13 protein-coding genes are annotated in these 11,839 nt (G+C 65.3%); 8 read left to right on the top strand and 5 right to left on the bottom strand.

All coding sequences use genetic code 11. The features are described 5' to 3' along the window. Positions 1-186: 186 nt before the first annotated feature. The 4 genes from Q7J44_RS18390 (at position 187) to glmM (ending at position 4,321) form a co-directional block, all read left to right on the top strand. On the top strand, positions 187-900 hold the full coding sequence (locus tag Q7J44_RS18390; RefSeq protein ID WP_304882410.1) for a cell wall hydrolase: 714 nt from the start codon (positions 187-189) through the stop codon (positions 898-900). A gap of 104 nt (positions 901-1,004) precedes the next feature. Next, entirely contained in the window at positions 1,005-1,913 is a 909-nt protein-coding gene (locus Q7J44_RS18385) for a dihydroneopterin aldolase (protein WP_304882409.1), read from the top strand. 45 nt (positions 1,914-1,958) lie between these two features. Next, a complete protein-coding gene (gene folP / locus Q7J44_RS18380) occupies positions 1,959-2,981 on the top strand; it encodes a dihydropteroate synthase (protein WP_304882408.1) in 1,023 nt (340 codons plus the stop codon). Next, positions 2,978-4,321 carry a phosphoglucosamine mutase gene (glmM, locus tag Q7J44_RS18375; RefSeq protein ID WP_304882407.1) on the top strand — a complete coding sequence of 448 codons (1,344 nt, stop codon included), beginning with the start codon at positions 2,978-2,980 and terminating at the stop codon, positions 4,319-4,321. The genes folP and glmM overlap by 4 nt, the downstream gene beginning before the upstream one ends. Positions 4,322-4,397: 76 nt before the next feature. Here the strand turns inward: glmM and Q7J44_RS18370 are convergent, their stop codons facing one another. After that, a complete protein-coding gene (locus Q7J44_RS18370; protein ID WP_304882405.1) occupies positions 4,398-5,294 on the bottom strand; it encodes a DMT family transporter in 897 nt (298 codons plus the stop codon). 191 nt (positions 5,295-5,485) lie between these two features. On the opposite strand from Q7J44_RS18370, the gene Q7J44_RS18365 reads away from it, so the two are divergent. Continuing rightward, complete coding sequence (locus Q7J44_RS18365) at positions 5,486-5,740, top strand: hypothetical protein (RefSeq protein WP_304882403.1); 255 nt, start codon at positions 5,486-5,488, stop codon at positions 5,738-5,740. Positions 5,741-5,849: 109 nt separating this feature from the next. Here the strand turns inward: Q7J44_RS18365 and ilvC are convergent, their stop codons facing one another. Further along, complete coding sequence (gene ilvC / locus Q7J44_RS18360) at positions 5,850-6,872, bottom strand: ketol-acid reductoisomerase (RefSeq protein WP_304882401.1); 1,023 nt, start codon at positions 6,870-6,872, stop codon at positions 5,850-5,852. Between the two features lie 124 nt (positions 6,873-6,996). Between ilvC and Q7J44_RS18355 the strand changes: the two genes are divergently transcribed. From Q7J44_RS18355 to Q7J44_RS18345, 3 genes are all read left to right on the top strand, one after another. Next, positions 6,997-7,455 carry an Lrp/AsnC family transcriptional regulator gene (locus tag Q7J44_RS18355; RefSeq protein WP_304882399.1) on the top strand — a complete coding sequence of 153 codons (459 nt, stop codon included), beginning with the start codon at positions 6,997-6,999 and terminating at the stop codon, positions 7,453-7,455. Next, positions 7,452-7,910, top strand: coding sequence for an Lrp/AsnC family transcriptional regulator (locus Q7J44_RS18350; protein WP_304882397.1), 459 nt, complete (start codon positions 7,452-7,454; stop codon positions 7,908-7,910). The genes Q7J44_RS18355 and Q7J44_RS18350 overlap by 4 nt, the downstream gene beginning before the upstream one ends. 159 nt (positions 7,911-8,069) lie before the next feature. After that, positions 8,070-9,194, top strand: a complete 1,125-nt coding sequence (locus tag Q7J44_RS18345) for an aminotransferase class V-fold PLP-dependent enzyme (protein ID WP_304882395.1) — start codon at positions 8,070-8,072, stop codon at positions 9,192-9,194. 75 nt (positions 9,195-9,269) lie between these two features. On the opposite strand, the gene Q7J44_RS18340 is transcribed toward Q7J44_RS18345, so the two are convergent. The 3 genes from Q7J44_RS18340 to Q7J44_RS18330 form a co-directional block, all read right to left on the bottom strand. Continuing rightward, entirely contained in the window at positions 9,270-10,469 is a 1,200-nt protein-coding gene (locus tag Q7J44_RS18340; RefSeq protein WP_304882393.1) for a UbiH/UbiF family hydroxylase, read from the bottom strand. 105 nt (positions 10,470-10,574) lie between these two features. Next, the gene (locus Q7J44_RS18335; protein WP_304882391.1) at positions 10,575-10,844 is read right to left on the bottom strand and encodes a hypothetical protein; all 270 of its coding nucleotides are present in this window, start codon (positions 10,842-10,844) and stop codon (positions 10,575-10,577) included. 174 nt (positions 10,845-11,018) lie between these two features. Continuing rightward, positions 11,019-11,669 (bottom strand): pyrimidine 5'-nucleotidase, encoded by a 651-nt coding sequence (locus Q7J44_RS18330; RefSeq protein ID WP_304882389.1) that lies wholly within the window; start codon positions 11,667-11,669, stop codon positions 11,019-11,021. Positions 11,670-11,839 lie beyond the last annotated feature (170 nt).

The following is an 11,839-nucleotide window of genomic DNA, read 5'->3' as shown; positions in this document are numbered from 1 at the left end:
GCGTTCTTCACATTGTTTCTTAACTTTTGCGCAAGAATCCGCCGATCACGGCCCGGAAACAGTTGCACTTTTGCCACTTCGGTGGACTCGGCCCCAGACCCTGCAGTATGAGCAGCGGCTGTTGCGCGACCTTACGCCTTTTGCGGGGTTGTGCAGACCAAAGGCAACAGAACGGAACACGAGACAATGCGCTTGCGACAAATCATGGCCTCGGCTGCGGTGGCAGTCTGTGCCACGGGTGGAGCGGCCTTCGCCGAGGTGACGGTGAGCCAGTCCAACAGCCCTGAACTGGGCATGGCAGAGCAGATGGCATCCCTTATGGGGGCAGAACATGCGACGGTCGGGGCGGTGGGGCAGGACCGGATGGCCGCCCTTGCGACCGGCCCCAGAATTGCAAAGCCCGAAAAGACGGAAAAGGCGGCCAAGCCTGCCCATACCGATGAGCCCGCCCAGCCGGTGCTGATCCGCTATGAAGAGACATTTCTTGCCACCCAGCCCGTTCCCAAGGGCGACCAGCAATGGCAATGCCTGCAGAACGCCCTGTACTTTGAGGCACGCGGCGAAAGCCTGAAGGGCCAGTTTGCGGTGGCCGAGGTTATCCTGAACCGGGTCGACAGCCGCGAATACCCCAATTCGGTCTGCGGCGTTGTCCGGCAAGGCGGTGGCGGCGGGTGCCAGTTCAGCTATGTCTGCGATGGCAACAGCGATGTGATGCGCGACCGGCAGGCTGCTGACAAGGCGGGCCGGATTGCGGCGATCATGCTGAACGGCGCGCCGCGCGGGCTGACCGCCGGGGCGACCCATTTCCACACCCGGGCGGTAAACCCGCGTTGGGCGCACCGCTTTCCGCGCACGGCAGCAATCGGCGCGCATCTGTTCTATCGCCAGCCCGGCGCCTGATTTCAGATGTCGCAGGGCTTGCGCCCCGTGTCGTCCTAGGGCTATCGGATGCGGGGGCAGGGTGTAACCTGCCCCCGATCCCTTGTGGGCCGATGGGGGGCCAGATGACCAGCGACATCCGCCTCGCCTTTGCCCACCCGGAAGAGCGCAGCCAGGCCTCGGCCAGTGCCGACCCGCGCGACCGGATTTCCCTGCGCGACCATGTGGTCGAGGTGGATATCGGCGCGTTTCAGCAGGAACGCGGCCACAAACAGCGCGTGATGTTCAATGTGGTGGTCGAAGTGGCCCCGGTGACCGCCCCGCTGAATGATGATGTCGACCGCATCCTGTCCTATGACCGGATCACCTGGGCCATCGCGCATGAATTGGCGGCAGAGCGTCTGAACCTGCTTGAAACCCTCGCTGAACGGGTGGCGGAGCGGATTCTTGCCGAACCGCAGGCGATGCGCGCCTTTGTGCGGATCGAAAAGCTGGATATCGGGCCGTATAAACTTGGGGTCGAAATTGTGCGGTCACGTGCCGAGGTGCCGTTGCGCGTGGTCGGGCAGGACGGGCTTGAGGCGGCGGTGCATCCGTTGGTGGTGCATCTGGACAATGCGGCGATTGCCGGGGATGACCTGACCGCGCGGCTGGACAGCCTGCTGGCGCGGGGTGCGCCGCTGATCCTGACCGTGGGTCTGCCCGACGCGGCCCGCCCGCAAACCGGGCACCGCCCGACACAGCGCCGGATTGACCTGCTGGCGATTGAGCAGAACGCATGGACCCTCGCCGCGCGGGATGCCCGCTGTGTGGTGGTGGCCACCCGCACCGAAATTGACTGGGCGATCAAGCGCGGGCAATCCGTGGTCTGGGCCCCGTCGAAAATGGTGCTGGACGCGGTGGACGGGCCGAAATCGGCAGAAGCCGTGGCACTGGCCCTGTGGCTGGCCGAAGAGATGGCGGCGCAGGGGCTGATCGTTCACGGGAATGTTGCACTTCCGGCGGGAAGCCGCGTTCCGGTGGAAAAGGGTTAAGCACACCGCTTGCCAAAGCGCCGCAATGGGGCCTAATCCGGGCGGATGACATATATCCGCCCCCTCCCGCTGCATGATGCCGCCCGCCCCACTGACGCCATTGTGCTGGCCGGCGGCTGGTGCCGCTTTACCCACCTTGAAATTCTGGAGCGTGGCCGCGCGCCGGTGGTGGTGCCCGCATCGGAAGCCTCGCCCAGCTTGCTGTCGCCGCTGATGGCCCCGCGCGCCGATTTTGCCGGGCTCAGCATGGACCGGCCCCGGCTGATGGGCATTCTGAACGTGACGCCGGACAGCTTTTCCGATGGCGGGCAGTTCCTGAACCCGCAGGCCGCGATGATGCAGGCGCGCGCCATGGCGGCACAGGCCGATATTCTGGACGTGGGCGGCGAGAGCACCCGGCCGGGGGCGGTTGAGGTTTCGGTGGCAGAGGAAACCGCACGGGCGGTGCCGGTGATCGCCGCTCTGCGTGCGGCGGGGATTGACCGGGCGGTGTCGGTCGACACGCGCAAGGCGGCGGTGGCAAAGGCCGCGCTGAAGGCCGGGGCGGGGATCGTCAACGATGTGACCGCGCTGCAGTTTGATCCGGAGATGGCCGCACTGGTGGCAAAGGCCGGGGTGCCGGTGATCCTGATGCATTCCATCCTGACGCCCGACCGGATGCAGGATGCCCCCGCCTATGAAGATGTGCTGCTCGACGTCTACGATGCCCTGGCCGCCCGTGTGGCGATGGCCGAGGCGGCGGGCATTGCCCGCGACCGCATCGCGATTGACCCCGGCATCGGCTTTGGCAAGACCCTTTCCCACAACCTTGCGCTGTTGGCGCGGCTGAGCCTGTTTCACAGCCTTGGCCTGCCGGTGCTGCTGGGGGCGAGCCGCAAGCGGTTCATCGGAACGCTGACGGGTGAGGACGACGCGGCCAGACGGATGCCGGGCAGCATTGCCGTGGCACTGGCGGGCGTGGCGCAGGGGGTGCAGATGATCCGCGTGCATGACGTGGCCGAGACGCGGGCGGCGCTGACGCTGTGGCAGGCCGCCACGCAAAACCAAGAAGAAGGGATGACCCCATGACTCGCAAACTGTTTGGCACCGATGGCGTGCGCGGCCGCGCCAACACCTATCCGATGACCGCCGAGATGGCTCTGAAACTGGGGGCTGCGGCGGGGCGGTATTTTCGCCGCGATGGCGGGTCGGCGCACCGGGTGGTGATCGGCAAGGATACGCGGCTGTCGGGCTATATGCTGGAAAACGCGCTGACCGCCGGGCTGACCAGTACGGGCATGAATGTGCTGCTGCTGGGACCCGTGCCGACGCCTGCGGTGGGGTTTCTGACCCGTTCCATGCGCGCCGATGTCGGGGTGATGATTTCGGCCAGCCACAACCCGCATCAGGACAATGGCATCAAGTTCTTTGGCCCCGACGGGTTCAAGCTGTCGGATGAGGCCGAGGCCGAGATCGAGGCGATTGTGGAAGCCGAGATCCAGCTGGCGCAGGCGGCCAACATCGGCCGCGCCAAGCGGATCGAAGACGGGCGCGGGCGGTATCAGGAATTCGTCAAGACCACCTTTCCTGCCGGGCTGCGGCTGGACGGGCTGAAAGTGGTGATCGACTGCGCCAACGGGGCCGCCTACAAGGCCGCGCCAGAGGTGCTGTGGGAATTGGGGGCGACGGTGGTGCCGGTCGGCGTCAGCCCGAACGGCACCAATATCAATGATCGCTGCGGGTCCACCTATACCCAGACCGCCGCCGAGGCGGTGGTGGCGCATGGGGCGGATGTGGGGATCTGCCTTGATGGCGACGCCGACCGGGTGATGATCCTGGATGAAACGGGCCGCGTGGCCGATGGCGACCAGATCATGGCGATGATGGCGGCCCGCTGGGCAACGGACGGGCGCTTGCGCGGCGGGGCGCTGGTGGCGACGGTGATGTCAAACCTCGGGCTGGAGCGGTTTCTGGACGCGCGCGGCATCGGGCTGGAGCGGACGGCAGTTGGCGACCGCTATGTGGTGGAACGGATGCGCGCCGGGGGCTTCAATCTGGGGGGCGAGCAGTCGGGCCATATCGTGATGACCGACTATGCCACCACCGGCGACGGGCTGATCGCGGGCTTGCAGTTTCTGGCCGAGATGGCGCGCACGGCTGCGCCTGCCAGCGGGCTGATCCGCCAGTTCGAGACGGTGCCGCAGATGCTGAAGAACGTGCGCTTTGCCGATGGCAAGACCCCGCTGGAGCAGCCTTCGGTTCAGGCGGTGATTCAGGCGAATACCCTTCGCATCGCGGGCAAGGGCCGCATTCTGATCCGCAAATCCGGCACCGAACCGCTGATCCGGGTCATGGCGGAATGTGAGGATGAGGTCATGCTGGTACAGGTGGTGGATGAGATTGTGGGGGCGGTCGAGGCGGCGGTGTAACAGGGGGTTCCCCCTGTGGTACAGCCGCGTGGTGCCAATGATATCAAGGGGTTGATGGTCTGGGGTCAGGGATTTCTTAACCTTTGCCCCGGGTCAGACTGCGGCTTTGGCTGATCGCCAGCCCGGTCAGGATCAGGGCGAGGGCGGCGAAGAAGGTGGCGGGCAGGGTTTCTGACAGGAACACCACACCAAAGCCCATCGACCACAACGGCACCTGATAATTGGTCAGCGTCATGAAGCCGGACCCGGCGCTGCGGATCACCGTCACCCGCAGCAGCGCGGCAAAGGCGGTGGGCACCAGCCCGAGGAAGATGATCGCAAAGCCCGGCACGGTGCCGGCCCAGCCCGGCACGCCCTCAACCAGCAGCATCGCCGGGATCAGCACCACCGCGCCCACAATCAGCGTGGCCGCGGCGAGCGCCATCGGATCAACGGGCGGGCAACGGCGGGTGAGGATGGAAGACACAGCATAGGACAGCGCGGCACCGAGGCAGGCCAGCTGCGCCAGCGTGGTGCCGTTGCCCCGGAACGCCTCTGGCCCCAGCAGCACCAGTACCCCGGCAAAACCGAGCGCAAAGCCGATGGCGCGGCTACGGGTCAGCGGCTCGTCCGAATAGCGGTGCGCAAGCGGCAGCACGAACAGCGGCACGGCGGCCATCGACAACCCGGCAAAGGCCGAGGGCACCGATTGCTGGCCCCAGGACAGCAGGAAGAACGGCAGGGCGGTGGACAGCACCCCGATCGGCACCGCAGAGCGCCAGACGCCCAGGTTGCGCGGCAACTGCCGCCCGGTCAGCCGCAGCAGCGCCAGCACCGCCACCGCGCCGAAGGTGGTGCGCGCGCAGGCCACCGTGACCGGCCCATAGCCGCGTAGGGCAAGGCTGATAACGATGAACGTCCCGCCCCAGATCAGACCGAGCATGAAGATCGACAGCCAGTCATTGCGGGTGGGGGCGGCCAGGGTTGCGGGCATTGCGGGGGGCGAGGATATGGACATGCAACGCGGTGTAGCGGGCGGCACCGCGTTGCGCCAGTGCGTGTTTCACCAGTGCTGTACCCGGGGGCACGGAACCAATCGGGGGTTGGCGGGTTGTCAATCCAACACACCCAACAGTCCTTCGCGCGGCATGGCCGCTGCGGCGGCCCATCCTGAAAGGAAGTCCGATGATTGCCGGAGCCCTGATTCCGTTTCTGTCGCTGATCACGATGCTGGCCGTGCTGGTCTTTGCCATGATCAGCAAGGCGCGCGTCGAAGAGCGCCGCCACGATCCGAATGCCCCCAAATCGACGCTGGCCAAAGATGGCAAATATGGCGGCGTGGGGTTTCTGGTACCGCTGAGGGAACAGTCGCGGGCGATGCACGCGGCTCAGATCGACGCCCAGCGAGGACACTCTTACAAAGGCCGGATCGTCGACTGAGTCTGAGCCACCACGAGTCTAAAAAAGCCGGGGATGACCCCGGCTTTTTGCTGTGCTGATGTCTGGCTGTGCGTCGGGGGCGCGCTCTGAGGCACCCCCGGTTGCGCCCTTAGTTACGGGCCTTGTCGACCATTTTGCCCTTGGAGATCCATGGCATCATGTCGCGCAGCTTCTTGCCGACCAGTTCGATCTGATGCTCGTCATTCGAGCGGCGCGAGGCCTTGATCGTGGGCTGGCCGACAGCGTTTTCCAGCATGAAATCGCGCACGAATTTGCCGGACTGGATGTCGGAGAGCACGGCTTTCATCCGGGCCTTGGTTTCGTCATAGGGCAGGATGCGCGGGCCCGAGACATACTGGCCATATTCGGCGGTGTTCGAGATCGAGTAATCCATATTGGCGATGCCGCCTTCATAGATCAGATCGACGATCAGCTTCACCTCGTGCAGGCACTCAAAGTAGGCCATTTCCGGCTCGTATCCGGCTTCCACAAGGGTTTCAAAGCCCATGCGGATCAGCTCGACCAGACCGCCACACAGCACGGCCTGTTCGCCGAACAGGTCGGTTTCGCATTCCTGACGGAAGTTGGTCTCGATGATGCCCGAACGCCCGCCGCCGATGCCGGAGCAATAGGACAGGCCGATTTCCATCGCCTTGCCGGTGGCGTCATTGTGGACGGCCACAAGGCAGGGCACGCCGCCGCCTTTGGTGTATTCGCCGCGCACGGTGTGGCCGGGGCCCTTGGGAGCCATCATGATGATGTCGACGCCGGGCTTTGGCTCGATCAGGCCGAAGTGGATGTTCAGGCCATGGGCGAAGGCAATGGCGGCGCCTTCGCGGATGTTGTCATGCACGTATTTTTTGTAGGTTTCGGCCTGCAGCTCATCGGGCATGGTGAACATGATCAGGTCGGCCCAGGCCGCGGCTTCGGCGATGCCCATGACCTTCAGGCCTTCGCCTTCGGCCTTTTTGGTGGAAGGAGAGCCTTCGCGGAGTGCCACGACGAGGTTTTTCGCGCCCGAGTCGCGCAGGTTCAGCGCATGGGCGTGGCCCTGGCTGCCGTAGCCGAGGATGGCGACCTTTTTGTCCTTGATCAGGTTGATGTCGCAGTCACGGTCATAATACACGCGCATGGCGGTCTCCTTTGGTTGCTGGGGCGAGAATAGGGGGTTTTGGCCGTGATGCCGTGCATTGTTTGACGAAGAGCGAATTTTCTGAGAAAATTCATGCGTCGATCTTTGATATGGTGAAATTATCATGCAACTGGATGAGGCGGACCGGCGGATCCTGCGGCACTATCTGGCCGAACCGGCGCTGGAGCGCGCAACACTCGCGGAACGCGCCGGGGTGACGCCGGCCACGCTGTGGCGGCGGCTGGAGCGGTTGCGGGCCGGCGGGGTGATCATGGCCGAGGCGGCCGTGATTGACTGGCGCGCGCTTGGCTATGGGGTGGAGGTGTCATTGCGGTTCACGCTCGACAAGACCAACCCCCGCGCCTTTGACGAGTTCATCGCCGCCGCGCGCGAGGTGCCTGAGGTGGTGACGATCGAGACTTTTCTGGGCCGGGTGGATGTGCGGTTGACGGTGATTGCGCGCGATATGGTGCAATACCAGGAGATTTACCGCCGCCGTATCCTGACCCTGCCGCATATTGCCGAGCTGGAGGCGCTGATGCTGATTGCCACCATCAAGGATCAGGACGGGCTGCCGATATGATGGATCTGGACGATCTGGACAGGGGAATTCTGCGGATTTTGTCACGCGATGGCATGGTGGGGGCGGGGGAGCTGGGGCGGATGCTTGGGCTGAGCCAGCCCGGTGCCTGGCGGCGGGTGAAACGGCTGGAAGAGGCCGGGATTTTGGCCGGGCGGCGGGTAGAGGTGGACCGCGCGGCGCTGGGGTTCGGAGTGACGGTGTTTCTTGGGGTGAAGCTGGCCACGCGCGGGCGGGTGCCGCTGGAGGATTTTGAGCGCGCGGTGACGGCGATCCCGGAGGTGCAGGTGGTGCAGCATGTGCTGGGGCTGTTTGACTACCGCCTGCGGGTGGTGGCGCGCGATATCGCGGATTTCGAGCGCGTGCTGCGGCGGCGGATCATGACTTTGCCGGGGGTGGGCAACGTTGAGGCCAATGTGCTTTTGACCGAAGAGCGCAGACCGGGGCCGCTGGGGTAGAGGGCAGGCCGCCGGGGGTTTTCCACCCCCCGGCCAATCGGTTTTTTGAACCGATGGCGAAACCGAATGGCTACCCCGGAGGATATTTTTGAACAGATGATGGGGAGGGTTTCTTTGCGGCGGGCTTGGGCTATGGTCTGGCAAAAGAGGAGAGAGATCATGGCTGGACTGCATGAAACGGTGGACCCTGACGGGTTGGAGGAATTTTCGGTCGTGTTCACCGACCGCAGTCTGAACCACATGTCGGCGCGGTTTCAGGGCGTGATGCGCGATGTGTCGGGGATGCTGCGCGAGGTGTACAAGGGCAGTGCTGTCGCTCTGGTGCCGGGGGGCGGCACCTATGCGATGGAGGCGGTGGCGCGGCAGTTCGGGCAAGGGTCTGTGCTGGTGGTGCGCAACGGCTGGTTTTCGTATCGCTGGAGCCAGATCTTTGAGGCCGGGGGCTTTGCGCAGGATGTGAGTGTGGTGATGGCGCGGCAGACCGGCAATGATGCCCGTGCGCCCTATGCGCCACCGCCCGTGGCGGAGGTCTGCGCGAAGATCCGCGAGACGCGGCCCGAGGCGGTGTTTGCGCCGCATGTGGAGACCAGCGCCGGCATCATCCTGCCCGATGAGTACATCCGCGCCGTGGCCGAGGCCGCGCATGAGGTGGGGGCGCTGATGGTGCTCGATTGCATTGCGTCGGGCTGTATCTGGGTGGATATGGAAGATACCGGCGTCGATGTGCTGATCTCGGCCCCGCAGAAGGGTTGGTCGGCCTCACCTTGCGCCGGGGTGGTGGTGATGTCGGAGCGGGCGGAGGCGCGGCTGGCCGAGACCACGTCGAACAGCTTCGCGGTGGATCTGAAGAAATGGCGGGCGATGATGGCGGCTTATGAGGGCGGTGGCCATGCCTATCATGCCACCATGCCGACCGATGCCATCTTGGGGTTCCGCGATGCGATGGTGGAAACCCGCGACATGGGGTTTGAGGCCGCCAAGGCCGCGCAATGGGAGTTGGGACGCGCGGTGCGCAGCTTGCTGGCGGACAAGGGTGTGCGGTCGGTCGCGGCAGAGGGGTTTCAGGCCCCCGGCGTGGTGGTCAGCTATACTGATGACCCTTTGGTTCAGAATGGCGCGAAGTTCCGCGAGCAGGGGTTGCAGATTGCCGCCGGGGTGCCGTTGCAGGTGGGCGAGGGTGAGGCGTTCCGCACCTTCCGCATCGGGTTGTTCGGTCTGGACAAGCTGAAAGATGTGCCCGGCACGGTGGCGCGGCTGGAGCGGGCGGTGGCGGCGGTGCTGTAGCGCTGATCGCGCGATTTTTCTGCGAAAAGTCAGGGTTGCACCGGGCGCGCGCGGAATTTGCGCAGAAAATTCGGGTCAGCGCAGGCCAAGCCCGGCTTTCATCAGCACCCGCCTGACGGGCGCCGCCGAATACAGCGCGTTCAGCGCGGTTGCCCGCAGGTCGCGCAGCGGCTGCGCCCCCATCATCGAGGCGCGGTTGAGCGCGTCGATGCCACTGACGCGGGCCTGCACCTCCCAGTGGCGTTTGCGGTGATAGGCGTCGAGCATCCGTGCTGATCCGATATCATCCGGCGCGGCGCGGGCCAGATCCAGCAGCACGGTCAGATCGGCAAGGCTCATGTTCAGCCCCTGCGCGCCGATGGGCGGCACCACATGCGCGGCCTCGGCCATCAGGGCGCAGCGTTCGCCCGCCATGCGGCTGGCGATCTGGGCGATGATCGGCCAGACCGTCAGCCGGCTGTCCAGCGTCAGCGGGCCGAGGATATGGCAGGAGCGGGCGTTCATTTCAGCCTCAAAATCCGCGACGGCCAAGGCTTGCAGCCGGGCAACCGCGGGCCCGGTATCCATCCAGACCACGGCCGAGCGCGGCTTGCTTTCGCGGTCGGGCAAGGGCACCAGCGTGAACGGCCCGCCAGAGCGGTGGATCTCGGTCGAGACATTGTCATGCGGCACCGGATGTGACACCGCAAAGGCCAGCGCCTTTTGCCCGTAGCGCAGGGTTCTGACCGGGATGCCAAGCGCCTGACGCACGGGCGAGTCGCGCCCGTCAGCCCCGATCACCATGCGGGCGCGGATCTGCGCGCCATCCGACAGGGCAACCAGTGCCTCGCTCTCGCGCGTCATCAGCCGCGATGTGGCGACGCCGGGGCGGAAATCGACGTTCGGCAGCTCGGCCAGCCGGGCCACCATTTCACGCCGCAACAGCCAGTTCGGCAGGTTCCAGCCAAACGGCAGGTCTGAGAGTTCGGCGGCGTTGAAGTCGCGTGTCAGTCGGGGCTCGGCAACCGCGCCGCCTGCGTCGATGATCCGCATCACCTGCAGGGCGGCGGCGTGGGGTTCCAGCCGCGCCCAGAGCCCGGCGTCCTGCAACACCGGGATCGACGGGTGCAGAAAGGCCGTGCTGCGCAGATCGGCCCCCTCTGCCGTGTCAGAGGTGACGGGGGGGCTGGGATCGACGCAGATCACGTTGAAACCGGCGGTGCCAAAGGCAGCGGCAGCGCTCAGCCCGGCGACACCGCCGCCAGAGATCAGAATATCGGTGGATGTGCGGGTCATGGGCCCCTCCTGTCATGGCCAAGATAGACCCTGCGGCGGGGAAGTCGAAGCGGCAATCTGCCCCGGTGGCGGCTTTGCGCAGGTTGCCGGGCCGTTGCCGCGTGCTCAGCCTTTGGGGCGCGACCGGCCGGGCCAGCTGATGGTGATGAAGAACAGGAACATCAACGGCACGAGCATGAGGGCGGTCAGGGTAAAGACCACCGGACCCCAGGTCAGGAAGGCCAGAATTTCCAGCGTGATCACCACGACCAGCAGGTAGAAGACGTTGTTCACGTCCTGCGCCACCTCACGCGCGATGCGGCCGATCAGGGGAATGCCATACAGGATGCGCTGACCGAGCGGCAGGCGCTGTGCAGAGGGGGTGGTCTGGGTCATGCGGAAGCCTTTACTAACCTTCGGGCAGAATAGCCCCGACGGTCCCCGCAGGCCACGCGCGAAATGACGCATCTTGGATGCAGCATTCTGCTGCATCCAAGATGCAGCATTCCCGCTGCACCCCAATGCAGCATTCTGCTGCATCGGAATGCAGCATTTGGCTCGCTCCGCAGGTCAGTCCTGCGTCAGCAGGGCCAGAAACGTCGACAGGTCGTCCGCGTGATGGTGGATGTGCGGCGCGGGTTCAGGTGCGGGGGCGATGTGGACAGTGCGCAGGCCCATGGCATGGGGTACGGCCAGATTGCGCGGGTCATCCTCGAACATCGCGGCGGTCTTCGGGTTCAGCCCGTCCAGCGCGAACACGGTCTGGAAGGCACCTGCCTCGGGCTTGGGCAGATAGCCCGCATGCTCCACGCCGTAGACCGCGTCGAACAGGCCCGACAGCCCGCGCGCCGCCAGCACCTTCCCGGCATAAGGCGCATCGCCGTTAGTAAAGACGATGCGGCGGCCGGGCAGCGCGCCGATCCGGCCCGCCAGCTGCGCATCGGGCTGCAGCACCGAAAAGTCGATGTCATGCACATCGGAGAGATACCCCACCGGGTCGATGTCATGTTCGCGCATCAGCCCGGCCAGCGTGGTGCCGTAAAGTTGCCAGTAATGCCCGCGCAGATGGTTGGCGCGGCTTTGGTCCACCCCCAGTTCGCGCATCACCCAATTGGTCATCCGCACCTCGATCTGGTCGAACAACCGCATCTGCGGCGGGTAAAGCGTGTTGTCGAGGTCAAAGACCCAGGTGTCGACATGGGAAAAGCTGTTGCGGACCATGGGCAGGTTCTAGCCCGCTGCCCCTGTGGCTTCAAGTCTCGTCCTTCCCTGTGCGTTGCACCTTTCTGAAATACTCCCGCGCCGCGCGCTCCTGCCGCCCGCGCAGGGTGCCGCGCCATGCTTGCTTGCCAAAGCCCGGGGCAGAGCTGTAGCTTAACCCCTTGGGGACA

Origin of the sequence: Pseudotabrizicola sp., from assembly GCF_030656345.1 — a bacterium.
Lineage (GTDB): Bacteria > Pseudomonadota > Alphaproteobacteria > Rhodobacterales > Rhodobacteraceae > Pseudotabrizicola.
Note: the sequence above shows the minus strand (reverse complement) of the source record. Positions and strands in the feature narration are given on the sequence as shown.

What these genes read in the sequence shown, in the direction of transcription:
- Q7J44_RS18390 (WP_304882410.1), top strand. Translation starts at nt 187, where the DNA reads ATGCGCTTGCGACAAATCATGGCCTCGGCTGCGGTGGCAGTCTGTGCC.
- Q7J44_RS18385 (WP_304882409.1), top strand. Translation starts at nt 1,005, where the DNA reads ATGACCAGCGACATCCGCCTCGCCTTTGCCCACCCGGAAGAGCGCAGC.
- folP (WP_304882408.1), top strand. Translation starts at nt 1,959, where the DNA reads ATGACATATATCCGCCCCCTCCCGCTGCATGATGCCGCCCGCCCCACT.
- glmM (WP_304882407.1), top strand. Translation starts at nt 2,978, where the DNA reads ATGACTCGCAAACTGTTTGGCACCGATGGCGTGCGCGGCCGCGCCAAC.
- Q7J44_RS18370 (WP_304882405.1), bottom strand. Translation starts at nt 5,294, where the DNA reads ATGCCCGCAACCCTGGCCGCCCCCACCCGCAATGACTGGCTGTCGATC.
- Q7J44_RS18365 (WP_304882403.1), top strand. Translation starts at nt 5,486, where the DNA reads ATGATTGCCGGAGCCCTGATTCCGTTTCTGTCGCTGATCACGATGCTG.
- ilvC (WP_304882401.1), bottom strand. Translation starts at nt 6,872, where the DNA reads ATGCGCGTGTATTATGACCGTGACTGCGACATCAACCTGATCAAGGAC.
- Q7J44_RS18355 (WP_304882399.1), top strand. Translation starts at nt 6,997, where the DNA reads ATGCAACTGGATGAGGCGGACCGGCGGATCCTGCGGCACTATCTGGCC.
- Q7J44_RS18350 (WP_304882397.1), top strand. Translation starts at nt 7,452, where the DNA reads ATGATGGATCTGGACGATCTGGACAGGGGAATTCTGCGGATTTTGTCA.
- Q7J44_RS18345 (WP_304882395.1), top strand. Translation starts at nt 8,070, where the DNA reads ATGGCTGGACTGCATGAAACGGTGGACCCTGACGGGTTGGAGGAATTT.
- Q7J44_RS18340 (WP_304882393.1), bottom strand. Translation starts at nt 10,469, where the DNA reads ATGACCCGCACATCCACCGATATTCTGATCTCTGGCGGCGGTGTCGCC.
- Q7J44_RS18335 (WP_304882391.1), bottom strand. Translation starts at nt 10,844, where the DNA reads ATGACCCAGACCACCCCCTCTGCACAGCGCCTGCCGCTCGGTCAGCGC.
- Q7J44_RS18330 (WP_304882389.1), bottom strand. Translation starts at nt 11,669, where the DNA reads ATGGTCCGCAACAGCTTTTCCCATGTCGACACCTGGGTCTTTGACCTC.